The 22,900-nt window shown below is 70.3% G+C and carries 18 protein-coding genes and 2 tRNA genes; 2 read left to right on the top strand and 18 right to left on the bottom strand.

From position 1 onward, the window contains the following. Nucleotides 1-4: 4 nt before the first annotated feature. From ACFVX9_RS02615 to ACFVX9_RS02695, 17 genes are all read right to left on the bottom strand, one after another. Nucleotides 5-616, bottom strand: coding sequence for a hypothetical protein (locus ACFVX9_RS02615; RefSeq protein ID WP_380480759.1), 612 nt, complete (start codon nucleotides 614-616; stop codon nucleotides 5-7). Nucleotides 617-787: 171 nt separating this feature from the next. After that, a complete protein-coding gene (locus ACFVX9_RS02620) occupies nucleotides 788-1,468 on the bottom strand; it encodes a response regulator transcription factor (protein ID WP_063348943.1) in 681 nt (226 codons plus the stop codon). Beyond that, complete coding sequence (locus ACFVX9_RS02625; RefSeq protein ID WP_063348942.1) at nucleotides 1,465-2,652, bottom strand: sensor histidine kinase; 1,188 nt, start codon at nucleotides 2,650-2,652, stop codon at nucleotides 1,465-1,467. Before ACFVX9_RS02625 ends, ACFVX9_RS02620 begins: the two co-directional genes overlap by 4 nt. A gap of 355 nt (nucleotides 2,653-3,007) precedes the next feature. Beyond that, nucleotides 3,008-3,081: transfer RNA gene (locus ACFVX9_RS02630), tRNA-Met, on the bottom strand. 142 nt (nucleotides 3,082-3,223) lie between these two features. Further along, the gene (locus ACFVX9_RS02635; RefSeq protein ID WP_380369599.1) at nucleotides 3,224-7,117 is read right to left on the bottom strand and encodes a DNA-directed RNA polymerase subunit beta'; all 3,894 of its coding nucleotides are present in this window, start codon (nucleotides 7,115-7,117) and stop codon (nucleotides 3,224-3,226) included. A gap of 98 nt (nucleotides 7,118-7,215) precedes the next feature. Continuing rightward, complete coding sequence (gene rpoB / locus ACFVX9_RS02640) at nucleotides 7,216-10,692, bottom strand: DNA-directed RNA polymerase subunit beta (RefSeq protein WP_063348939.1); 3,477 nt, start codon at nucleotides 10,690-10,692, stop codon at nucleotides 7,216-7,218. A gap of 721 nt (nucleotides 10,693-11,413) precedes the next feature. Next, nucleotides 11,414-11,797, bottom strand: coding sequence for a 50S ribosomal protein L7/L12 (gene rplL, locus ACFVX9_RS02645; RefSeq protein WP_208869184.1), 384 nt, complete (start codon nucleotides 11,795-11,797; stop codon nucleotides 11,414-11,416). Nucleotides 11,798-11,881: 84 nt separating this feature from the next. Continuing rightward, nucleotides 11,882-12,445: a 50S ribosomal protein L10 gene (gene rplJ, locus ACFVX9_RS02650; RefSeq protein ID WP_063348937.1), complete on the bottom strand. Its 564-nt coding sequence runs from the start codon at nucleotides 12,443-12,445 to the stop codon at nucleotides 11,882-11,884. 365 nt (nucleotides 12,446-12,810) lie between these two features. After that, nucleotides 12,811-13,674, bottom strand: coding sequence for a hypothetical protein (locus ACFVX9_RS02655; RefSeq protein WP_159398493.1), 864 nt, complete (start codon nucleotides 13,672-13,674; stop codon nucleotides 12,811-12,813). Between the two features lie 72 nt (nucleotides 13,675-13,746). Next, complete coding sequence (locus ACFVX9_RS02660; RefSeq protein ID WP_387980019.1) at nucleotides 13,747-13,929, bottom strand: hypothetical protein; 183 nt, start codon at nucleotides 13,927-13,929, stop codon at nucleotides 13,747-13,749. A gap of 39 nt (nucleotides 13,930-13,968) precedes the next feature. Then, nucleotides 13,969-14,790: a hypothetical protein gene (locus tag ACFVX9_RS02665; protein WP_387980021.1), complete on the bottom strand. Its 822-nt coding sequence runs from the start codon at nucleotides 14,788-14,790 to the stop codon at nucleotides 13,969-13,971. Nucleotides 14,791-14,901: 111 nt separating this feature from the next. Next, nucleotides 14,902-15,687, bottom strand: coding sequence for a hypothetical protein (locus ACFVX9_RS02670; protein ID WP_387980023.1), 786 nt, complete (start codon nucleotides 15,685-15,687; stop codon nucleotides 14,902-14,904). Between the two features lie 171 nt (nucleotides 15,688-15,858). Continuing rightward, nucleotides 15,859-16,581, bottom strand: a complete 723-nt coding sequence (gene rplA / locus ACFVX9_RS02675; RefSeq protein WP_063348932.1) for a 50S ribosomal protein L1 — start codon at nucleotides 16,579-16,581, stop codon at nucleotides 15,859-15,861. A 77-nt stretch (nucleotides 16,582-16,658) separates the two neighbouring features. Then, nucleotides 16,659-17,093 carry a 50S ribosomal protein L11 gene (rplK, locus tag ACFVX9_RS02680; protein ID WP_063348931.1) on the bottom strand — a complete coding sequence of 145 codons (435 nt, stop codon included), beginning with the start codon at nucleotides 17,091-17,093 and terminating at the stop codon, nucleotides 16,659-16,661. Nucleotides 17,094-17,258: 165 nt separating this feature from the next. Beyond that, entirely contained in the window at nucleotides 17,259-18,140 is an 882-nt protein-coding gene (nusG, locus tag ACFVX9_RS02685) for a transcription termination/antitermination protein NusG (protein ID WP_387980025.1), read from the bottom strand. A 212-nt stretch (nucleotides 18,141-18,352) separates the two neighbouring features. Next, nucleotides 18,353-18,712 carry a preprotein translocase subunit SecE gene (secE, locus tag ACFVX9_RS02690; RefSeq protein ID WP_063348930.1) on the bottom strand — a complete coding sequence of 120 codons (360 nt, stop codon included), beginning with the start codon at nucleotides 18,710-18,712 and terminating at the stop codon, nucleotides 18,353-18,355. Nucleotides 18,713-18,859: 147 nt separating this feature from the next. Further along, nucleotides 18,860-18,932: transfer RNA gene (locus ACFVX9_RS02695), tRNA-Trp, on the bottom strand. 284 nt (nucleotides 18,933-19,216) lie between these two features. On the opposite strand from ACFVX9_RS02695, the gene ACFVX9_RS02700 reads away from it, so the two are divergent. Together ACFVX9_RS02700 and ACFVX9_RS02705 are read left to right on the top strand one after the other, a co-directional pair. Beyond that, the gene (locus tag ACFVX9_RS02700; protein ID WP_380369615.1) at nucleotides 19,217-20,464 is read left to right on the top strand and encodes a pyridoxal phosphate-dependent aminotransferase; all 1,248 of its coding nucleotides are present in this window, start codon (nucleotides 19,217-19,219) and stop codon (nucleotides 20,462-20,464) included. Nucleotides 20,465-20,642: 178 nt separating this feature from the next. Continuing rightward, nucleotides 20,643-21,677 (top strand): adenosine deaminase, encoded by a 1,035-nt coding sequence (locus ACFVX9_RS02705; RefSeq protein WP_380338864.1) that lies wholly within the window; start codon nucleotides 20,643-20,645, stop codon nucleotides 21,675-21,677. Between the two features lie 36 nt (nucleotides 21,678-21,713). On the opposite strand, the gene ACFVX9_RS02710 is transcribed toward ACFVX9_RS02705, so the two are convergent. After that, complete coding sequence (locus tag ACFVX9_RS02710; protein WP_380480748.1) at nucleotides 21,714-22,757, bottom strand: UDP-N-acetylmuramate dehydrogenase; 1,044 nt, start codon at nucleotides 22,755-22,757, stop codon at nucleotides 21,714-21,716. Between the last annotated feature and the right edge of the window lie 143 nt (nucleotides 22,758-22,900).

Raw genomic sequence — 22,900 nt, forward strand, 5'->3', positions numbered from 1 at the left:
CCGGTCAGGCCAGCACCGGGCGGGGCCCGGCGGCGCGGCGGGCCAGCGGGGCCAGCGCCGCCAGGTAGCAGACCGCGGCCACCGGGATCAGCGCCAGGTCGGCCCCCGAGGCGGCGGTGCCGACCAGCATCAGCACCGGGCTCCACCAGGGCAGCGTCCGGGCCGCACCCACCGCGGCGGCGACCAGCAGGACCAGCAGGCCGACGTAGAACAGCAGCGGGCCGATCTGGTAGACCGCCGGCAGCACCCCGGGGACACCCTGGACGCGGTCGAACATCCGCGACTGCCCGGCCTTGTCCGCCGCCGCCAGGCCGACGTACAGATCGATCCCGATCTGCACCAGCGAGGCCGCCAGGCCGGCGAACGCCGTCCCGAGCGCGGCACCGGCCGCGAGCCGCCCGGCCGTGGTGCCGCGCGGGGCGAGCAGCCCGCGCAGGGCGAGCAGGACCGGGGCGAACAGCAGCAGCCCGGCGAACATCGCGGTGTGGCCGACCGTCCAGCCGAGGCCGGGCTCCCGGGAGCCCGGGATCAGCCGGATCCCCCCGTAGAGGGCCATCAGGGCGGGGGCGCCGACGACGACGTAGGCGGTGCGGCGGTTCTCCTGCGGGGTGTTCATCCGACGATCTCCTGTGGTGATCCGCGGCCCCGGCAGGTAGCTGGTGGCCCGTGGTCCGTTCCGACACCACAGATGCTGTCCGCCGCACCCCTCGTCGCGGATCGCCCGCACCGGCGAACCCGCCGCCTCCCCCGCACGGGGGAGCCACGCGCAGGGCCCCGCGCGAGGGCCCTACGCCTCCCCCGCCACCACCGCACCGGCCTCGTACGCGAACACCACCGCGTGCACCCGGTCCCGCAGCCCCAGCTTGCTCAGCACATTGCTGACGTGCGTCTTCACCGTGTGCTCGCTGACCACCAGCTCGGCCGCGATCTCCGCGTTGGAGAGCCCGCGCGCCAGCAGCCGCAGGGTCTCCTGCTCACGCAGGGTGAGCTGCTCCAGCAGCTTGGACGGCGGCCGCAGCGCCCGCTCGGGCGAGCCCGGGCGGCGGGCGGCGAACTCGCCGATCAGCCGCCTGGTCACCGAGGGCGCGAGCAGCGCCTCCCCGGAGGCCACCATCCGCACCCCGTGCGCCAGGTCGTCCCGCCGGACGTCCTTGAGCAGGAAGCCGCTGGCGCCCGCGTACAGCGCGTCGAAGACGTAGTCGTCGGCGTCGAAGGTGGTCAGCATGATCACCTTGGTGGACGGGAACTCGGCGCAGACCCGGCGGGCCGCCTCCAGCCCGTCCATGACCGGCATCCGGACGTCCAGCAGCAGGACGTCCGGGCCGTGGGCGCGGACCGCCTCGACCGCCTCGGCGCCGTCGCAGGCCTCGGCCACCACCTCGATGTCGGGCTGCGCGTCCAGGATCATCCCGAACCCCGCCCGCACCAGCTCCTGGTCGTCCGCGACGACCACCCGAATCGGCTTCATCCGCCCGCCTTCTCCACCACGCCCGCCACCCCCAACGGCAGCCGGGCACTCACCAGGAAGCCCTTGCCCTCCGGTCCGGGTCCGGCCTCGGCCCGCCCGCCGCAGGCCGCCGCCCGCTCCCGGATGCCGACCAGCCCGCGGCCGCCGGACCAGCCGTTCACCACGCCGCCGACGGTCACCGGCAGCCCGCGCCCGTTGTCGGACACCACGACCTCCAGGGTGTCCCCGGACCGCCGCACCCGGACCGCCACCCGGTCGGCGCCGGAGTGCTTGACCGTGTTGGTCAGCGCCTCCTGCACGATCCGGTACGCCGCGGCCTGGAGGTCGGCGGGCACCGCGCCCAGCCCGTCGGCCAGTTCGAGCTCCACCGCCGGTCCGGCCCGGCGCACCCGCTCGGCCACGTCGGCGAGTTCGGCCAGCCGGGGCTGCGGGGCCAGCTCAGGACCGGCCCCCTCCTCCTTCAGCACTCCGAGGACGCGCCGCAGTTGGACCATCGCGTCGCGGCCCGCGTCGGCAATGGTGTCGAAGGCGCGGATCGCCCGGTCCGGGTTGGCGTGCACCACCAGCGGCCCGGCCTCGGCCTGGATGATCATCAGCGAGACGGCGTGCGCCAGGATGTCGTGCATCTCCCGGGCGATCCGGGCCCGCTCCTCCACCACCGCACGGCCCGCCTCACTGGCCGCCCGTTCCCCCGCCTCGCGGGCCCGCTCGGCCTCCAGCCGGGCCAGCCGCCGCTGGGCGCGCACCAGCGAGCCGAAGACGAACGAGCCGACCGAGGTGAGCAGGCTGAACAGCATGCCGTTGGGCGAGTGGGTGCCGATCACGTTGGCGACCACCACCACCGCCAGCACCGTCCAGCGCTGCCGGTCCGGGGAGCGCTCCGCCACCGTGTAGATGCCGATCACACCGGCCAGCGGCACCTGCGGACTCGCCGAGTGCGCCACCACGGACAGCGTCATGAAGGCCACGCTGCCCGCCGCCAGCGCGGCCAGCGGCGCCCGGCGCCGCCAGGGCAGCGACAGCGAGGTGGACACCGCCACCAGGTAGACCCACCACGGCCAGGCCCTGTCGTCGTTGCCGACCGCCCAGACCGAGATCCCGGCCGATGCCACGGCCAGCAGCGAGTCCAGCACGTACGGACTCAGCCCGGCCGACCAGCTCCGCCAGCGCGCCGCTCGCACCACCGCAGCCCCTCCCCCGTGTCCGGGGGCGCCGCCCCCGCGGAGAAGATCATGCCCTACCGGCAGGACCTCCGGAACGGCCCGGTCAGACACCGTCGACCGGCACTGCGCCGGCGCCCGAACGCACCGCCCCCGTGATCGCCTCCGCGCCCGGTACCCGCTTCATGCCCGGCCCCCTTCGAAAGCCCCGTCGTCCCGACACGCGAAGCCTGCCCCGGCCGCCCCCTCCCCCGCCTCCCCCACCGGAGCGGTTCCGGCCCCTCCCCCGCACGAGGGAGGGGCCGCTCACGGGAACGACTCCCGGAAACGACGAAGGGCCCGGAGGCTTGATGCCTCCGGGCCCTTCGTTGCTACTGAGTAGCGGGGACAGGATTTGAACCTGCGACCTCTGGGTTATGAGCCCAGCGAGCTACCGAGCTGCTCCACCCCGCGTCGGTAAACACGACTCTACGCGACTTCTGCCAGGGAACCTAATCGCTGCCCCGCAGACCCCCCGACCCCGGGCCGCGCAGCAGGAACGCCGCAGGGCGGCCACCCCGCGAGGGGTGACCGCCCTGACAGCCGAACGTCGGACTCAGCCGGTGTACGGGCCGTAGTCGTAGTCGTCCAGCGGGACCGCCTGGCCGGAGCCGGCGCCGAAGGGCGACAGGTCGTAGTCGTCGTAGCCGACGGCCGAGTACATCGCGGCCTTGGCCTCTTCGGTCGGCTCGACCCGGATGTTGCGGTAGCGGGGAAGACCCGTACCGGCCGGGATGAGCTTACCGAGGATGACGTTCTCCTTGAGGCCCAGCAGCGGGTCCGACTTGGCGTGGATCGCCGCGTCGGTGAGGACCCGGGTCGTCTCCTGGAAGGAGGCGGCCGACAGCCAGGACTCGGTGGCCAGCGAGGCCTTGGTGATACCCATCAGCTGCGGACGGCCGGAGGCGGGGTGACCACCCTCGGCGACCACGCGACGGTTCTCCGTCTCGAAGCGGCCGCGCTCGACGAGCTCGCCCGGGAGCAGCTCGGCGTCGCCCGACTCGATGATCGTCACGCGGCGGAGCATCTGCCGGATGATGATCTCGATGTGCTTGTCGTGGATCGACACACCCTGCGAGTTGTAGACCTTCTGGACCTCGGCGACCAGGTGGATCTGGACGGCACGCTGGCCCATGATGCGCAGGACGTCGTGCGGGTTGGTGGCACCCATGGTCAGCTTCTGGCCGACCTCGACCGCCTCGCCCTCGCTGACCAGCAGCTTCACACGCTTGGAGACGGGGTAGGCGATCTCCTCGCTGCCGTCGTCCGGGGTGATGACGAGCTTGCGGGTCTTCTCGGTGTCCTCGATCCGCGCCCGGCCGGTGGCCTCCGAGATCGGGGCCACACCCTTGGGGGTACGGGCCTCGAAGAGCTCGACGACACGCGGCAGACCCTGGGTGATGTCGTCACCGGCCACACCACCGGTGTGGAAGGTACGCATCGTCAGCTGGGTGCCGGGCTCACCGATGGACTGGGCGGCGATGATGCCGACCGCCTCACCGATGTCGACCAGCTTGCCGGTGGCCAGCGAACGCCCGTAGCAGAAGGCGCAGGTGCCGACGGCCGACTCGCAGGTCAGGATCGAGCGGGTCTTGACCTCGCCGATGCCGTGGCGGATCAGCTCGTCGATCAGCACGTCACCGAGGTCGGTGTTGGCGGTGGCAAGGAGCTTGCCGTCCACCGTGATGTCCTCGGCGAGCATGCGGGCGTACACGCTGGTCTCGACGTCGTCGGCCTTGCGCAGCACGCCGTCCGCGCCGACGGTGCCGATCGCCAGCTTCAGGCCGCGCTCGGTACCGCAGTCCTCCTCGCGAATGATGACGTCCTGGGAGACGTCGACCAGACGACGGGTGAGGTAGCCGGAGTCGGCGGTACGGAGGGCGGTGTCCGCCAGACCCTTACGGGCACCGTGGGTGGAGATGAAGTACTCCAGCACGGTGAGACCCTCACGGAACGACGCCTTGATGGGTCGCGGGATGGTCTCGTTCTTGGCGTTCGACACCAGACCACGCATACCGGCGATCTGGCGCATCTGCATCATGTTTCCACGAGCACCCGAGTCGACCATCATGAAGATGGGGTTCGTCTTCGGGAAGTTCTCGTTCATGGCCTCGGCGACCTCGTTGGTCGCCTGGGTCCAGATGCCGATGAGCTCCTGCTTGCGCTCGTCGTTGGTGATCAGGCCGCGCTCGTACTGACGCTGGACCTTCTCCGCCTTCGCCTCGTAGCCCTCGAGGATCTGGGGCTTGTTCGGCGGGACGACGACGTCGGAGATCGAGACGGTGACACCCGAGCGGGTCGACCAGTGGAAACCGGACGCCTTCAGGTTGTCCAGGGTCGCCGCGACGACGACCTTGGGGTAGCGCTCCGCCAGGTCGTTGACGATCGCGGAGAGCTGCTTCTTGCCCACCTCGTAGTCGACGAACGGGTAGTCCTCGGGCAGCAGCTCGTTGAAGAGCGCGCGGCCCAGGGTGGTGGTCAGACGGAACGGCTCGCCGTCGAACCAGGCCGTCTGGCCCTCCTCGTCCACCGGCGGGGTCCAGCCGCGCGGCGGGACGGTGCCGGCCGGCAGGCGCAGCTCGATCGGGGCCTGGACGTCCAGCTCGCGGGCGTCGAAGGCCATGACGGCCTCGGCGGTCGAGGAGAAGGAACGGCCACCGCCCTTCACCGTCTCCCGGTCCGAGGTCAGGAAGAACAGACCGAGCACCATGTCCTGGGTCGGCATGGTGACGGGGCGACCGTCGGCCGGCTTCAGGATGTTGTTCGAGGACAGCATCAGGATGCGGGCCTCGGCCTGCGCCTCCGCGGAGAGCGGCAGGTGGACGGCCATCTGGTCGCCGTCGAAGTCCGCGTTGAACGCGGTGCAGACGAGCGGGTGGATCTGGATGGCCTTGCCCTCGACCAGCTGGGGCTCGAAGGCCTGGATGCCGAGGCGGTGCAGGGTGGGCGCACGGTTCAGCAGGACGGGGTGCTCGGCGATGACCTCTTCGAGCACGTCCCACACGACCGGGCGGGCACGCTCGACCATGCGCTTGGCCGACTTGATGTTCTGCGCGTGGTTCAGGTCGACCAGGCGCTTCATCACGAACGGCTTGAAGAGCTCCAGCGCCATGGCCTTGGGCAGACCGCACTGGTGCAGCTTGAGCTGCGGGCCGACGACGATGACCGAACGGGCCGAGTAGTCGACGCGCTTGCCGAGCAGGTTCTGGCGGAAACGACCCTGCTTGCCCTTCAGCATGTCGCTGAGGGACTTCAGCGGGCGGTTGCCCGGGCCGGTGACCGGACGGCCGCGACGGCCGTTGTCGAACAGGGCGTCGACGGCCTCCTGGAGCATGCGCTTCTCGTTGTTCACGATGATCTCGGGCGCGCCGAGGTCGAGAAGCCGCTTCAGGCGGTTGTTGCGGTTGATCACGCGGCGGTACAGGTCGTTCAGGTCGGAGGTCGCGAAGCGGCCACCGTCCAGCTGCACCATCGGACGCAGGTCCGGCGGGATGACCGGGACGCAGTCCAGCACCATGCCGTTGGGCTTGTTGGTGGTCTGCAGGAACGCGGAGACGACCTTGAGGCGCTTCAGCGCACGGGTCTTCTTCTGGCCCTTGCCGGTGCGGATGATCTCGCGCAGGCGCTCGGACTCCTCCGCCAGGTCGAAGGTCTCGAGGCGGTCCTTGAGGGCCGCCGCGCCCATCGAGCCGGAGAAGTAGGTGCCGAAGCGGTCGCGCAGCTCGCGGTAGAGCAGCTCGTCGCCCTCGAGGTCCTGGACCTTGAGGTTCTTGAAGCGGGCCCACACCTCGTCGAGGCGGTCGAGCTCGCGCTGCGCGCGGTCGCGCAGCTGCTTCATCTCGCGCTCGGCGCCCTCGCGCACCTTGCGGCGCACGTCGGCCTTGGCGCCCTCGGCCTCCAGCTCGGCCAGGTCGGTCTCGGCCTTCTTGGCACGGGCCTCGAGGTCGGAGTCGCGGCGGTTCTCGATCTGCTGGCGCTCGACCGAGACGTGCGCCTCCAGGGACGGCAGGTCGCGCTGGCGGCGCTCGTCGTCGACCCAGGTGATCATGTAGGCGGCGAAGTAGATGACCTTCTCGAGGTCCTTCGGCGCCAGGTCGAGCAGGTAGCCCAGGCGGGACGGCACGCCCTTGAAGTACCAGATGTGGGTGACCGGGGCGGCCAGCTCGATGTGGCCCATCCGCTCACGGCGCACCTTGGCGCGGGTCACCTCGACGCCGCAGCGCTCACAGATGATGCCCTTGAAGCGGACGCGCTTGTACTTACCGCAGTAGCACTCCCAGTCCCGGGTGGGGCCGAAGATCTTCTCGCAGAAGAGTCCGTCCTTTTCGGGCTTCAGGGTGCGGTAGTTGATGGTCTCCGGCTTCTTGACCTCGCCGTGCGACCACTGGCGGATGTCGTCGGCGGTGGCCAGGCCGATGCGGAGCTCGTCGAAGAAGTTGACGTCAAGCACTGGTCGTCAAGCCCTCTTTCGTAAGTCGAGAGTCGTTCATGTGGTCTGAGGGGGGCCTGGGGGCGGGCCGGCTGCTCGGGCAGCCGGCCCAACCTCCGTCAGACCTCTTCGACGCTGCTCGGCTCGCGCCGGGACAGGTCAATGCCGAGCTCCTCGGCGGCGCGGAACACGTCCTCGTCGGAGTCCCGCATCTCGATGGACTGGCCGTCCGAGGACAGCACCTCCACGTTGAGGCAGAGCGACTGCATTTCCTTGATGAGGACCTTGAAGGACTCGGGAATGCCGGGCTCGGGGATGTTCTCGCCCTTGACGATGGCCTCGTAGACCTTCACACGGCCGAGGACGTCGTCGGACTTGATGGTGAGCAGCTCCTGCAGCGCGTAAGCAGCGCCGTACGCCTCAAGGGCCCACACCTCCATCTCACCGAAGCGCTGACCACCGAACTGCGCCTTACCACCGAGCGGCTGCTGGGTGATCATCGAGTACGGACCGGTCGAACGGGCGTGCAGCTTGTCGTCGACCAGGTGGTGCAGCTTGAGGATGTACATGTAGCCGACCGAGACCGGCATCGGGAACGGCTCGCCGGAGCGGCCGTCGAACAGCCGGGCCTTGCCGGTGGAGTTCACCAGGCGCTCACCGTCACGGGTGAGGGTGGTGTTGTCCAGCAGGCCGGTGATCTCGTCCTCGCGGGCGCCGTCGAAGACCGGGGTGGCGAGGTTGGTGCCGCCCTGGACGGTGTCGGCGCCGATCGCCTGGAGGCGCTGGGCCCACTCGTCGGCGAGGCCGGAGACGTCCCAGCCCTGCTTGGCGAGCCACCCGAGGTGGATCTCCAGGACCTGTCCCGGGTTCATTCGGGACGGGACACCCAGCGGGTTGAGGATGATGTCGACCGGGGTGCCGTCCTCCAGGAACGGCATGTCCTCGACCGGCAGGATCTTCGAGATGACGCCCTTGTTGCCGTGACGGCCGGCGAGCTTGTCACCGTTGGTGATCTTGCGCTTCTGGGCCACGTAGACGCGGACCAGCTGGTTCACGCCCGGGGGCAGCTCGTCGCCCTCTTCGCGGTCGAAGACGCGGACGCCGATGACCTTGCCGGACTCACCGTGCGGCACCTTCAGCGAGGTGTCGCGGACCTCACGGGCCTTCTCACCGAAGATCGCGCGGAGCAGGCGCTCCTCCGGGGTCAGCTCGGTCTCACCCTTGGGCGTGACCTTGCCGACCAGGATGTCGCCGGTGACGACGTCGGCGCCGATGCGGATGATGCCGCGCTCGTCGAGGTCGGCGAGGACCTCCTCGGAGACGTTCGGGATGTCCCGGGTGATCTCCTCGGGGCCGAGCTTGGTGTCACGGGCGTCGACCTCGTGCTCCTCGATGTGGATCGAGGAGAGGACGTCGTCCTGCACGAGGCGCTGCGACAGGATGATCGCGTCCTCGTAGTTGTGACCCTCCCACGACATGAACGCCACGAGCAGGTTCTTGCCGAGGGCCATCTCGCCCTCGTCGGTGCACGGGCCGTCGGCCAGCACCTGACCGGACTCGACCCGGGCGCCCTCGTCCACGAGCACCTTCTGGTTGAAGGCGGTGCCCTGGTTGGAGCGGGTGAACTTGGCGGCGCGGTACGTGGTGTACGTGCCGTCGTCGTTGGCGACGGTGACGTAGTCGGCCGAGACCTCCTGGACGACACCGGCCTTCTCGGCGGTGATGACGTCCGCGGCGTCGACGGCGCAGCGGTACTCCATGCCGGTACCGACCAGCGGAGCCTCGCTCTTCAGCAGCGGCACCGCCTGGCGCATCATGTTCGAGCCCATGAGCGCGCGGTTGGCGTCGTCGTGCTCGAGGAACGGGATCATGGCGGTCGCGACCGACACCATCTGGCGCGGCGAGACGTCCATGTAGTCGATCTCGGTGCCCGGGATGTAGTCGATCTCGCCGCCACGGCGGCGGACCAGGACACGCGGCTCGGCGAAGGTCAGCTCCGCCGTCAGCGGGGCGTTGGCCTGCGCGATGACGTAGCGGTCCTCCTCGTCGGCCGTGAGGTAGTCGACCTGCTCCGTGACGACACCCTCGATGACCTTGCGGTACGGGGTCTCGATGAAGCCGAAGGCGTTGACCCGGCCGTACGAGGCCAGCGACCCGATCAGACCGATGTTCGGGCCTTCGGGGGTCTCGATCGGACACATGCGCCCGTAGTGCGAGGGGTGCACGTCACGGACCTCGAAGCCGGCGCGCTCACGGGAGAGACCACCGGGGCCGAGGGCGGACAGACGGCGCTTGTGGGTCAGGCCCGACAGCGGGTTCGTCTGGTCCATGAACTGCGACAGCTGGCTGGTGCCGAAGAACTCCTTGATGGAGGCGACGACCGGCCGGATGTTGATCAGAGTCTGCGGCGTGATCGCCTCGACGTCCTGGGTGGTCATGCGCTCGCGCACGACGCGCTCCATACGGGCGAGACCCGTACGGACCTGGTTCTGGATGAGCTCGCCGACGTTGCGCAGGCGACGGTTGCCGAAGTGGTCGATGTCGTCGACCTCGACCACGATGTCGCGACCGGTCTGGTCGTTCCACTCGGTCTCACCGGCGTGCAGCTTCACCAGGTACTTGATCGCACCGATGATGTCGGGCTCGGTGAGCACGCCGGAGTCCAGCGACTCGGCGTTGCCCAGCTTCCGGTTGACCTTGTAGCGGCCCACCTTGGCGAGGTCGTAGCGCTTCGGGTTGAAGTACAGGTTCTCCAGAAGCGTCTGCGCGGCCTCGCGCGTCGGCGGCTCGCCAGGACGCAGCTTGCGGTAGATGTCCAGAAGCGCGTCGTCCTGGCCCTGGGTGTGGTCCTTCTCCAGGGTGTTGCGCATGGACTCGTACTCGCCGAACTCCTCGAGAATCATCTCGTTGGTCCAGCCGAGCGCCTTGAGCAGCACGGTGACGGACTGCTTGCGCTTGCGGTCGATGCGGACGCCGACCATGTCGCGCTTGTCGATCTCCATCTCCAGCCAGGCACCACGCGAGGGGATGACCTTGCAGGAGTAGATGTCCTTGTCGGACACCTTGTCCAGGGTGGAGTCGAAGTACACGCCCGGGGAGCGGACCAGCTGCGACACGACGACACGCTCGGTGCCGTTGATCACGAACGTGCCCTTGTGGGTCATGAGCGGGAAGTCGCCCATGAAGACCGTCTGAGACTTGATCTCACCGGTCTCGTTGTTGGTGAACTCGGCCGTGACGAAGAGCGGAGCCGCGAACGTGAAGTCGCGGTCCTTGCACTCGTCAATCGAGTTCTTCGGCGGCTCGAAACGGTGGTCGCGGAAGGTCAGCGACATCGACCCACTGAAGTCCTCGATCGGGGAGATCTCCTCGAAGATCTCCTCCAGACCGGACTTGGTGGGGACGTCCTGACCGTTCTCCAGCGCCGCCTCGACCCGGGACTTCCAGGCCGCATTGCCGAGCAGCCAGTCAAAGCTCTCGGTCTGCAGGGCCAGGAGGTTGGGGACCTCGAGGGGCTCCTTGATCTTCGCGAAGGAGACGCGGAGCGGGGCGGTGGATGCGGCGGAATTGTTCGAGGCGTTGCGCGGCGCGGCCAAGAGGGGGGTCCTTCCGAGGGCTCGGAGCTCACTACGCGCGTACCAGCCGGGCCTTCACGGGCTTGGTCCCGCCTCCCTCGCCACTGGCCTCCGCCGGGATCGGAATCCCAGGTCAGAGCCGCTTTGCGGAGGCGATGCCAGACCCCTTCAGGGCAACGCAAACTCCGGGCGACGAGTCACGGAGCAGCTAACAGGCAGCGCAAAGGGACAGTGTAGCCAAAGGGCACACTGCTGTCCAGCTCTGATTCGGAAACCGAATCGGAGACTCCTCCCGGTAGCCGGCGGACGCGAACGCCCACCGGGTACTGCACCGGCCCGGGCACTGCCCGGGCCCCATAACTCACGTGGAGTCATTTCCCGCCTGAGCCACTGGTTATGCATCCAGTGGCAAACCAACCGGGCGGACTCGCGCCTTGAGAATCGCGCGCCTCGCCGGGTTCGTCAAGGGCCCGCAGGCGGTGCGGACCTCGACCCGTCCATCGGCCGGACGCCCCCCGGCGTTACAGAAGCCGTGGTGGGGGCCACCGTCGATGACGGTGATCACCATACCCGTCCGCACCGACGCTGCCGAGTGGGCTCTCGGCCACACCGGCGCGTCCCGGCCGCGGAGCGGTCCCAGGGCCGTCCAGGGCCGCCCAGGGCCGGAAACGCGAAAAAGCCGGGCCGACCACCCACAAGGGTGATCGGCCCGGCTTCAGGCCCCCTCAGAGGGGGCGAGAAGTCACTTGACGGTGACCTTGGCGCCGGCACCCTCGAGGGCGGCCTTGGCCTTCTCGGCAACGTCCTTGGCAACCTTCTCCAGGACCTTGGCACCAGCGGTGTCAACGAGGTCCTTGGCCTCCTTCAGGCCGAGGGAGGTCAGGGTGCGCACCTCCTTGATGACCTGGATCTTCTTGTCGCCGGCACCATCGAGGATGACGTCGAACTCGTCCTGCTCCTCGACGGCCTCAACGGCGGCCGGGCCACCGGCGGCGGCAACGGCGACCGGGGCGGCGGCGGTGACGTCGAACTTCTCCTCGAAGGCCTTCACGAAGCCAGCGAGCTCGATGAGGGTGAGGTCCTCGAACTGCGCGAGCAGCTCGTCCTGGGACAGCTTCGCCATGATGGCGTCCTTCCACTAAATCGGCAGGTGATGCCGTATGTACGGGTGGGGCGGGCACGGGCCCGCAGCGAGGCGTGAGCCTGCCGATTACTCGGCGGCGGCGTCCTCGGCGGCGGGAGCCGGCGTACCGGCACCGCCCTGCTCGACCTTGTCGCGCAGCGCGTCCACAGTGCGGACGAGCTTCGACGGCAGGGCCTGGAAGAGCGCGGCAGCCTGGGACTGCTTGGCCTTCAGGGCACCCGCCAGCTTGGCGAGCAGCACCTCGCGGGACTCGAGGTCCGCGAGCTTCTTGATCTCATCGGCGGACAGCGCCTTACCGTCAAGGACACCGCCCTTGATGATGAGAGCGGGGTTCTCCTTGGCGAAGTCACGCAGAGCCTTCGCCGACTCCACCGGGTCACCGGTGACGAAGGCGACAGCCGTCGGACCGTTGAACAGGTCGTCGAGCTCCGAAATCCCGGCCTCGTTGGCCGCGATCTTGGTCAGCGTGTTCTTCACCACGGCGTACTCGGCGTTCTCGCCGAGCGAGCGACGCAGGGTCTTGACCTGCTTCACCGAGAGACCGCGGTACTCGGTCAGCAGCGCCGCGGAGGAGCCACGGAACTTGTCCGTGATCTCGGCGACGGCAGCAGCCTTGTCGGGCCTTGCCATAGGCTTACGCCTCCTTCCGTGATGTCGAAATCCGGCCGACCGCGAAAGTCGACCATTCACGCCTCGAACCAACCGGACGGAAGGAAAGCCTGCGGAAAGCAGATGAGCCCCGATGCGCAGGGCGCACGGGGCTCGAAACGACCTCAACGGATGTTCGCGCGAACGCGGACCCGGAAGTCGAAGCTCCAGACACACCTGCGCGGGCTGCCTGCGACGAAGCGCAGATCCTTCGGCCACCGAATCCCTCGCGAGCACGGTGACAACCAGCGGTCTTTGGCTTCGGTAACAGTAACCGGACTCCGCCGTCCGGGGCAAATCGCCCCTGAACGGCCGATGCCCGCCGGGCCGGCCGCGCCGGACGGGGCTCAGCGGGCCAGCGGGGAGACCGTCCGGGGCCCGGTGTCCACGGTGTCCGTCTCGGCCGGGGCCTGCACCGAGAGCAGGGCGCCGGCGAAGTCGGAGTAGAGCACCGAGTCGTCCGCCCGGCCGCTGTCACCGCTGCCGGTGCGCTGGAGCCGGACCAGCTGGTCCTTGTCGTTGAGCCAGAGGTCCACGGTGAGCGAGATCGAGCCGCCGGGGGCCAGCGCGGCCCGCAGGCCGTCCCGGCGGGCCTGGGTCAGCTGGGTCTGGGCGGCGGCGTAGCGCTCGGCGGTGGTGGTGATCCGGTAGTGCTCGACCGTCGAGTCGTCGAACCTCTCCTCGCCGATGAACCGGGGGTCCACCCCGTCGGCGGTGGCGGCGGCCAGCGCCTCGACCGGGTTCAACAGGTCGATCAGCCCCGCGTACGGGACCTCCCGGTGGCCGTCCGGGTCCGGCGGGACGGAGAAGCGCTCCCAGTGCCGGCCGCCCTGGCGGGCCGCGGTGGCGGCGTCACCGCCCTGGTAGGCGACGGTGTCCACGACGATCAGCTGCTCGGCGTCGGCCGGGGTGGAGCGCTTGATCTGGAGCGCCGTCTTGGGCTGCCAGAACAGCGGCCCGGCCCCGGCGTCCGCGCCCAGCCGGTAGCTGACCTTGGCCCGGCGGGCGGTCTGCATCGCCAGCTGGGCGGAGACCAGGACGCCGTGCGGCGAGCGGTCGCTGGGCTTGGCCGCCTCGGTCGACGAGGAACTCGTCGGGGTCGGGCTGCCGGAGGGCGTGGACGGCGCGCCGCCACCCCCGCCGCATCCGGCCAGCCCGCTCGCCAGCAGGACGACCGCGGCCAGCGCCGCCAACCGCCGTCGTCCTGCCATCGTCTGGTCCCCTCTCGCCCGGGCGCCGCGTCGGCGGCTTTCGTTCCGGCCACCTTGCCACCCTGACCCGGATCAGCCGGTGGCGCCCCCCTTGCCGAGCTTCGCCAGCTCGGCCAGTTCCACCGTGTCGGCCGCGCCCGGCACCGCGGCGGTGACCGGCGTGCCGTAGTCCGAGTAGAGGACGGTGGACTTGAACGCGCCCGCTTTGGTGTCGCCGGTCGCACTCCGCTGGACGACCACCTGGTCGGCGTCCACCCAGAGGTCTCGTCGGCTCCGGTGCGCGGGTTCGGCGGATCAGCCGAGCAGTTTGAGGAGGTCGGTCTCGCTGCCGAGGTCGGTGGCGGCGGGGGCGTCGATCTTCGCGGCCTTGCCGAGGTCCGCGTACTTGACGGTGACGGCGTCGTGCTCACCGTTCTTGTCCCCGTACTCCTGGTACTGGACGAGTTCCTGCCGACCGTTGAGCCAGAAGTCGATGGTGAGGGTCCTGCCGTCCTCTTCCAGGGACTTCTGGACGGCCGTGCGCTGGTCGGCCGTGAGCGCCGGCATGGCGGCCACCATGGCGGAGGCCTCCTCGACCGCCCGCAGGTGGGTGACCTGGACGCCGTCGAGGCTCTCCTGGCCGACCTTGGCGGGCTTGCCGCTCTGCGCGGCGAGCCCGAGCTGGGCGACCGGGTTGAGCAGCTGACTCATCAGCAGGACGCCGTTGCCGAGTTCGTTCGAGGCGGGCAGCTTGATCCAGTGCTTGCCGCCCATGGCTGCGGCCTCGGTGTCGCCGCCGCCGAGGTAGCCGTCGGTCCCGATCACCCGGAACCGGATCTTCTTGGTCTCGACCTCGCCCGTCAGGTCGACGGCCGTCCGGTTCGGGTCCTTCCAGTCGGCGTCGCCGCTGCCCGCGGTGTGGGTCGAGCCGTCCGGGGAGACCATGGTGACCTTGCCGTTGCCGGCCTTCTGCATCACCAGGGCGGAGGCTGCCAGCGCGGCCTTGGGGTCTCCGGTCAGCGCCGCGGCCGCCGCGTCGCCGCTCTTGGCGTCGCCGCCCTTGCTGCCGCAGGCGGTGACGGCACCGAGCAGCACGGCCGCGATGGCGACGGTCGAGGCGAGGCGCGCAGCGCGCATGGAGTCCCCCGTGAGATCCGAACGATCCGATGAAGAACCGATTTTCGGCTTCTTCTCACGCGGACTCTAACGGATCGCCAGATCCCCCACGCGCCGGACAGCCCCCTCCCGTCACCCGGCTTCGACAGGGGGCGCGTCGCCTTCTCCGGGGGTCGAGACATCCGTCGTGGTCACCGTGGTGCCGTCGCTCCCCCGGGCCGTCTCACGCAGTCGCAGCAGCCGCTCGCCGGGCCCGACCCAGACGTCGTAACCGATCGCCGACACCCCTCGCCGGCCGTACCAGTCGACCACCGCGGCGAGTCGCGCCGGGGTCAACTCCTGGTCCGCGCCGAAGTATTCGGCCACCGGCGTGGAGCCCTGGTAGTGCGCCACGGTCATCCCGGCCAGCTGCTCGCCGCCGAGCGAGCCGAGCCTCCCGGCCTGCGCGATCTTGTACGCGCGGCTGCCCGGGTTGGTGACCAGTGCGGTCATCCAGCCACCCGCGTAGCCGCCCGGGCCGGCGGTCGCCCGCGGATCGAGCGACTCGGCGCCGTCCCGGTCCGCGTGCTTGGGCGGGGCGCCCTGGTAGCTGAGGTCGAGTGCGCCGTCCCGCAGGGTCAGCTGCCCGGTGCCCTGCTCGTCGGTGACGCTCAGGGCGCCCTCGTCCCGGGTGCCCCAGACCAGGGTGCCGCTCGCGGTGCGGCGGCCGGTCGGGCCCTCCTCGACCACGTCGATCCGGGCGCCGCCGGCGTCGTCCAGCGCCTGGGCGGCGGCGAGCACCACCTGGCGGGGCGGTACGGGCGCGGGGTCGCCGTCGGGGGTGCGGGTTCCCGGGGCGGCCAGCAGGCTGCACCCGGTGGTGGCACCGATCAGCAGCAGGGCGGCCACCGCGGCGGCGGGGCGAAGGGTGGGCGGCACGGCACGCTCCGACGGTCACACGTTCTGCACATGATCTGACCGGCAGAGCGTACGACGCTTCGGGCAACCGTTCCCATCCACCCCTGTCCCGATCCGGAAACGACGGCGGGCCCGCACCCCCGGTGAAGGGGGTACGGGCCCGTCGTACGGACTGCTTCAGAGCCGATCGGCTCAGACCGCGGCCGGGTCCTCTTCGACGAAGAGGTTGCGGGTGCGGTTCGGGTCCACGGGGATGCCGGGGCCGATCGTGGTGCTGATGGCGGTCTTCTTGATGTAGCGGCCCTTGGCGGCGGACGGCTTGGCGCGGAGCACCTCGTCCAGCGCGGCGGCGTAGTTCTCGACCAGCTGCTCGTCGGTGAAGGAGGCCTTACCGATGATGAAGTGCAGGTTCGAGTGCTTGTCGACGCGGAACTCGATCTTGCCGCCCTTGATGTCGTTGACAGCCTTGGCGACGTCCGGGGTCACGGTGCCGGTCTTCGGGTTCGGCATCAGACCACGGGGACCGAGCACGCGGCCGAGGCGGCCGACCTTGCCCATGAGGTCCGGGGTGGCGACGACGGCGTCGAAGTCCAGGCGGCCCTTGGCGACCTCGTTGATCAGCTCGTCGGAGCCGACGATGTCGGCGCCCGCAGCACGCGCGGCCTCGGCACGGTCACCGGTCGCGAAGACCAGGACCCGAGCGGTCTTACCGGTGCCGTGCGGGAGGATCACGGTGCTGCGGACCATCTGGTCGGCCTTGCGCGGGTCGACGCCCAGACGCATGGCGACCTCGACGGTGCCGTCGAACTTGGTGGTGCTGGTCGCCTTGGCGAGGCGGATGGCCTCGAGGGGGGCGTAGAGGCGGTCGCGGTCGACCTGAGCGTCCGCGGCCTTCAGAGCCTTGCTGCGCTTCACTGCTGCTCCTGAATGGTGATGGGAGTCGTGGTATCACGGGCCTGCGCAGGCCCTACCACAGGGACGAAAAGAGCTGGTCAGCCCTCGACGGTGATGCCCATCGACCGGGCGGTGCCGGCGATGATCTTCTCCGCCGCGTCCAGGTCGTTGGCGTTCAGGTCGGGCATCTTGGTGGTGGCGATGTCGCGGACCTGGGCGCTGGTGAGCTTGGCGACCTTGGTCTTGTGCGGCTCGCTGGAGCCCTTGTCCACACCGGCGGCCTTCAGGATGAGGCGCGCGGCCGGCGGCGTCTTCGTGATGAAGGTGAAGGAACGGTCGTCGTAGACCGTGATCTCCACCGGCACGATCATGCCGCGCTGCGACTCGGTCGCAGCGTTGTAGGCCTTGCAGAACTCCATGATGTTGACGCCGTGCTGGCCCAGCGCGGGGCCGACCGGCGGCGCCGGGTTGGCCGCACCGGCGTTGATCTGGAGCTTGATAAGCCCCGTGACCTTCTTCTTCTTGGGAGGCATGTCTCTCCGGGTCCTTCCGAGAGGTGAGTGCTGGTGTGTGCGGAACCGGGGCGACACCCGGCCGCCAACACACACATCGAACCAGGCTAACGCCTTAGCGCCGCTGGACCAAAACGGATCCGGGGCAGGGCCCTCGGCCCCGCCCCGGATCCGAAGATTGTGGGACTAGTTCTTCTGGATCTGGTCGAAGGAGAGCTCGACCGGGGTCTCCCGGCCGAAGATCTCGACCAGGCCCTTGACCTTCTTCGAGTCGGGGTTGATCTCGTTGATGGTCGCCTGCAGGGTCGCGAACGGACCGTCGGTGACGGTGACCGAGTCGCCGACCTCGAAGTCCAGCACCTGGATCTCGCTCGGCTTGATCGGCGAGGGCTTGCCGGCCTCCTTGGCCGCCTGGCGCTCGACGTCCGGGGCGAGCATCTTGACGACCTCGTCCAGGGTCAGCGGGTACGGGTCGTAGGCGTTGCCGACGAAGCCGGTGACACCGGGGGTGTTGCGCACGACGCCCCAGGACTCGGGGGTGAGGTCCATGCGCACCAGGACGTAGCCGGGGAGCTTGTTCTGGCGGATGGTCTTGCGGTCGCCGTTCTTGATCTGGACGACCTCCTCCTGCGGCACCTCGGCCTGGAAGATGTACTCCTCGACGTTCAGCGAGACGGCGCGCTGCTCCAGGTTCTGCTTCACCCGGTTCTCGTAGCCGGCGTAGGTGTGGATCACGTACCACTCGCCCGGCATGAAGCGCAGGTCCTCGCGGAACTTGGCGACCGGGTCGACCTCGACGACCTCCTCGGCCTCGGCCTCCTCGGCGTCGGCCTCGGTCTCCTCGGCGGCGGGCTCCACGTCGTCCTCCACGTGCAGCGCCGCCTCCTCGGCGGGCTCGCCGGCCTCGGCCTCGTCGTGCGCCTCGACCTCGTCCTCGTCGCCGTCCACGGCGTCAACGATCTGCTCGGCGGACTCGGCTTCGTCAGCCAGCTCGGCCGCGTCCAGCTCGGCGGCGACATCCGCCTCGCGGACGGTCTCGTCGGCGTCGTACAGGGGGGACTCAGACACGGTGGCTGCTTCTTTCCTGGAGATGGTGAAGGTGGCGCGCTCCGGGGCCGGCTCCGGCGGGCTGCCGCTCGCGCGGGCGCCAGGAGAGGACTCGGAGACTTCAACAGTACCGAGTCCACGGTAGCGGCCGCGTACGTCCGGCGCAGACAGCACGACCCGGGCCGAAGATTCGGCCCGGGTCGGGAGACTGCTACGGAGGTGGGACGGCCAGGTCAGCCGAAGACCAGGAGGCTCAGCTTGGAGAGGCCGTAGTCGAGGCCGGCCACGAAGCCCATCACGACCACCACGAACACGACGACGACGGTCGTGTACTGGGTGAGCTCGCTGCGGGTGGGCCAGACGACCTTGCGCAGCTCGGCGATGATCTGGCGGTAGAACAGGCCGATTCGGGCGAACGGGCCCATCTTGCCGCGCTTGCCGGACTTCTTGTCACCGGCGCGGGCGGCGCGCTTGCGCTCGCGGCGCGAGAGCGACTTGTCCTCGCCCTCCGCGGGCGTGGTGTCGGCAGCGCCGTCGGCCCCCTCGGGGTTGCCGCTCTCAGGCGTTGCGGTGGAGCCCGTGGTCTCCGTCACTCGTCCTCACCTGAATCCGGGTCCGGCCGAGCGGCTCGCGCCCGATGGGGCACGAACGGCCGGCTACAAGCGGTGCTGATTCGGAGCCCTCTCCGCATCAAGCCCGCTCGCTCTGCGGAGCGAACGGGCTGAAAACGGATCAAGCAGCAGGGCAAGAGGGACTTGAACCCCCAACCGCCGGTTTTGGAGACCGGTGCTCTACCAATTGAGCTATTGCCCTACGGGGTCTCGCGACTCCGTAGCGACCAACCTACCGCATCTCCCCCCGCTGTCTGCACAGCTGGTGAAGCTCCGGTTCTTTTTCGGCGGGCCGTCGAGCAGTGAGCATACGTGGTCGAGGGGTGTTTGGTCGAACCTCTTCTTCCGGGGGAACCGGTTGTCCGGCATATGTCCGGCATGCCCGCATGATCACCGGCGGATCGGCGGGCGCCGCCATGTGGACGGTCCCGTACGGATGGTGAAACCACGATGCCCGGTCCGTCCCGGTTCTGCGACGATGCAGGCATGAGCGCTTCCACCCCGCAGCCCGACCGTTCCATCCGCCCCGCCGACCGCCGGGTCTCCGCCCGGATCGGTGCGATCGCCGAGTCCGCGACCCTCGCCGTGGACGCCAAGGCCAAGGCCCTCAAGGCGGCCGGCCGTCCGGTGATCGGCTTCGGAGCCGGCGAGCCCGACTTCCCCACCCCGGACTACATCGTCGAGGCGGCCGTCGAGGCCTGCCGCGACCCGAAGAACCACCGCTACACCCCGGCGGGTGGCCTGCCCGAGCTGAAGTCCGCGATCGCCGCCAAGACGCTGCGCGACTCCGGCTACGAGGTGGACGCCTCCCAGGTGCTGGTCACCAACGGCGGCAAGCAGGCGATCTACGAGGCGTTCGCCGCGATCCTGGACCCGGGCGACGAGGTCATCGTCCCGGCCCCGTACTGGACCACCTACCCGGAGTCGGTCCAGCTCGCCGGCGGCGTCCCGGTGGAGGTCGTGACCGACGAGACCACCGGTTACAAGGTCTCGGTCGAGCAGCTGGAGGCCGCCCGCACCGAGAACACCAAGGTGGTGCTCTTCGTCTCGCCGTCCAACCCGACCGGCGCGGTGTACACCGAGGCCGAGGCCGAGGCGATCGGCCGCTGGGCGCTGGAGCACGGCCTCTGGGTGCTCACCGACGAGATCTACGAGCACCTGGTGTACGGCGACGCCTCCTTCACCTCGCTGCCGGCCCTGCTGCCCGAGCTGGCCGACAAGTGCATCGTGGTCAACGGCGTCGCCAAGACCTACGCGATGACCGGCTGGCGGGTGGGCTGGGTGATCGGCCCCAAGGACGTCATCAAGGCCGCGACCAACCTGCAGTCGCACGCCACCTCGAACGTCTCCAACGTCGCCCAGCGCGCCGCGATCGCCGCCGTCAGCGGCGACCTGGCCGCGGTGCACGAGATGCGCACCGCCTTCGACCGCCGCCGCAAGACCATCGTGCGGATGCTCAACGAGATCGAGGGCGTGTACTGCCCCGAGCCGGAGGGCGCGTTCTACGTGTACCCGTCCGTCAAGGGCCTGCTGGGCAAGGAGATCCGCGGCCGGCGCCCGCAGAGCTCCGGCGAGCTGGCCTCGCTGATCCTGGACGAGGCCGAGGTCGCGGCCGTCCCGGGCGAGGCCTTCGGCACCCCCGGCTACCTGCGGTTCTCCTACGCGCTCGGCGACGCCGACCTGGCCGAGGGCATCGGCCGGCTGCAGAAGCTGCTCGGCGAGGCCCGCGACTGACACCCGCCGGCGCCCGCTGAGGTCCGCTGACGTCCGCTGACGTCCGCTGACGTCCGCTGAGGTCCGCTGAGGTCCGCTGACACCCGCGCTTCACGTCGGGTACCGCCCTCTTTCACCCCTTCGGGGGACGGAAGGAGGGCGGTTCCCGTTTGGGGGTCCGATGCGGCAGTATCGGCGAATGGAACGCCTGTTGAATCCGCGAGACGTCAGGGACCTCCCGAAGGCCCACCTGCACCTGCACTTCACCGGCTCGATGCGGCCCGCCACCCTGCTGGAGCTGGCCGACAAGCACGGCGTCCGACTGCCGGAGGCGCTCAGCTCCGGCGAGCCGCCGCAACTGCGGGCCACCGACGAACGCGGCTGGTTCCGCTTCCAGCGCCTGTACGACACCGCCCGCTCGGTGCTGCGGGACGAGGAGGACATCCGCCGGCTGGTCCTGGAGACCGCCCAGGACGAGCGGCGGGACGGCTCCCGCTGGCTGGAGATCCAGGTCGACCCGACCTCGTACGCGCCCCGGCTGGGCGGGCTGATCCCCGCGCTGGAGCTGATCCTGGACGCCGTGGAGAACGCCGCCACGGCCACCGGGGTGGGCATCCGGGTGCTGGTCGCGGCGAACCGGATGAAGTCCCCGATGGACGCCCGGACGCTGGCCCGGCTCGCCGTCCGGTACGCCGACCAGGGCGTGGTCGGCTTCGGCCTCTCCAACGACGAGCGGCGCGGCCTCGCCCGGGACTTCGACCGGGCCTTCGAGATCGCCCGCAAGGGCGGGCTGCTGGCCGCCCCGCACGGCGGCGAGCTGGCCGGGCCCGAATCCGTCCGGGACTGCCTGGACGACCTGGGCGCCGGCCGGATCGGCCACGGCGTCCGCGCCGCCGAGGACCCCCGGCTGATGGAACGGCTGGCGGACCGCCAGATCACCTGCGAGGTCTGCCCCTCCTCGAACGTCTCGCTCGGCGTCTACGAGCGCCCCGAGGACGTCCCGCTGCGGCGGCTGTTCGACGCCGGCGTGCCGCTGGCCCTGGGCGCGGACGACCCGCTGCTGTTCGGCAGCCGGCTGGCCGCCCAGTACGACCTGGCCCGCGACGTCCTCGGCTTCGGAGACGCCGAACTCGCCGAGCTGGCACGGCAGTCCGTCCGCGGCTCGCGCGCACCGGAGGCCGTCCGCAAGGAGTTGCTGGCGGACATCGACACCTGGCTGGTCAGCGCCACCTGAGGCGTGCCTTGTGGATCAGGCCGACCCCGGACAGGCCTAGAGCTTGACGCCGATCATCACCGGCTCGTTCACCAGCTCGACCCCGAAGGCCTCGCGGACGCCGTCCCGGATCTCCCGGGCCAGCGCCAGCAGGTCCTCGGCGGTGGCCGCGCCGCGGTTGGTGAGCGCCAGGGTGTGCTTGGTGGAGAGCGTCGCCGGGCCGCTGCCGTAGCCCTTGCCGAAGCCGGCCCGGTCGATCAGCCAGGCGGCCGAGGTCTTGGTGCAGCCCTCCGGCGCCGGGTAGGCGGGGGCGTTCTCGGTGCCCGGGCGGGTCCGGAAGGACTCGTACTGGGCGGCGGTGAGCACCGGGTTGGTGAAGAAGGAGCCGGCCGACCAGGTGTCGTGGTCCGCCGGGTCCAGCACCATGCCCTTGCCGGAGCGCAGCCCCAGCACCGCGTCGTGCGCCCGCTCCAGCGGCACCCGCTCGCCCTGCTCGACGCCGAAGTGCCTGGCCACCTCGGCGTACTTGACCGGGGTGGAGAGCCCCTCGTGGTCGGCCAGGGCGAACCGCACCCGCAGCACCACGTAGCGGTCCGGCTCGGCCTTGAAGCGGCTGTGCCGGTAGGAGAACGCGCACTCGGCGTTGGGGAGCGTGACCACCTCGCCGGCCGTGCGGTCGTAGGCGACCACCTCGGTGATCGACTGGGCGACCTCCTGGCCGTACGCGCCGACGTTCTGCACCGGGGTCGCACCGGCCGAGCCGGGGATGCCGGCCAGGAACTCGACGCCCGCCAGGCCGTGCTCGCGCACCGCGCGGGTGACCGCCTCCGACCAGACCTCGCCGGCCGCCAGCTCCAGCACGGTGCCGTCCAGGGCGAAGCCGGTGGTCGCGATCCGCAGCACGGTGCCGGGGAAGCCGACGTCGCCGATCACCAGGTTGGAACCGCCGCCGAGGACCAGCAGCGGCTCGCCGGCCTCGTCGGCCGCGCGGACGGCGGCGATCACCTCGTCGTCGGTGTGGGCGGTCACCAGGCGGCGGGCCGGGCCGCCGAGCCGGAGCGTGGTCAGCGGGGCGAGGGGGGCGTCGTTTTCTACCAGCACGCCCACCAGCGTACGGGTGCGGGGGGGGGCGGACCGCCACCCCCCCCCCCCCCCCCCACCCCGTCCCCCCCGCCCCCCCCCCCTCCTCTCCGCGTGGGGGCGCATCTCTCTCCCCCCTCCTCCCCCCCCTCCTCTTCCCCGCC

This window comes from Kitasatospora sp. NPDC058243, from assembly GCF_042882025.1.
Lineage (GTDB): Bacteria > Actinomycetota > Actinomycetes > Streptomycetales > Streptomycetaceae > Kitasatospora.

Coding starts and splice junctions, on each gene's coding strand:
- ACFVX9_RS02615 (WP_380480759.1), bottom strand. CDS start 616: ATGAACACCCCGCAGGAGAACCGCCGCACCGCCTACGTCGTCGTCGGC.
- ACFVX9_RS02620 (WP_063348943.1), bottom strand. CDS start 1,468: ATGAAGCCGATTCGGGTGGTCGTCGCGGACGACCAGGAGCTGGTGCGG.
- rplJ (WP_063348937.1), bottom strand. CDS start 12,445: ATGGCAAGGCCCGACAAGGCTGCTGCCGTCGCCGAGATCACGGACAAG.
- ACFVX9_RS02655 (WP_159398493.1), bottom strand. CDS start 13,674: ATGGCAGGACGACGGCGGTTGGCGGCGCTGGCCGCGGTCGTCCTGCTG.
- ACFVX9_RS02665 (WP_387980021.1), bottom strand. CDS start 14,790: ATGCGCGCTGCGCGCCTCGCCTCGACCGTCGCCATCGCGGCCGTGCTG.
- rplK (WP_063348931.1), bottom strand. CDS start 17,093: ATGCCTCCCAAGAAGAAGAAGGTCACGGGGCTTATCAAGCTCCAGATC.
- ACFVX9_RS02700 (WP_380369615.1), top strand. CDS start 19,217: ATGAGCGCTTCCACCCCGCAGCCCGACCGTTCCATCCGCCCCGCCGAC.
- ACFVX9_RS02705 (WP_380338864.1), top strand. CDS start 20,643: ATGGAACGCCTGTTGAATCCGCGAGACGTCAGGGACCTCCCGAAGGCC.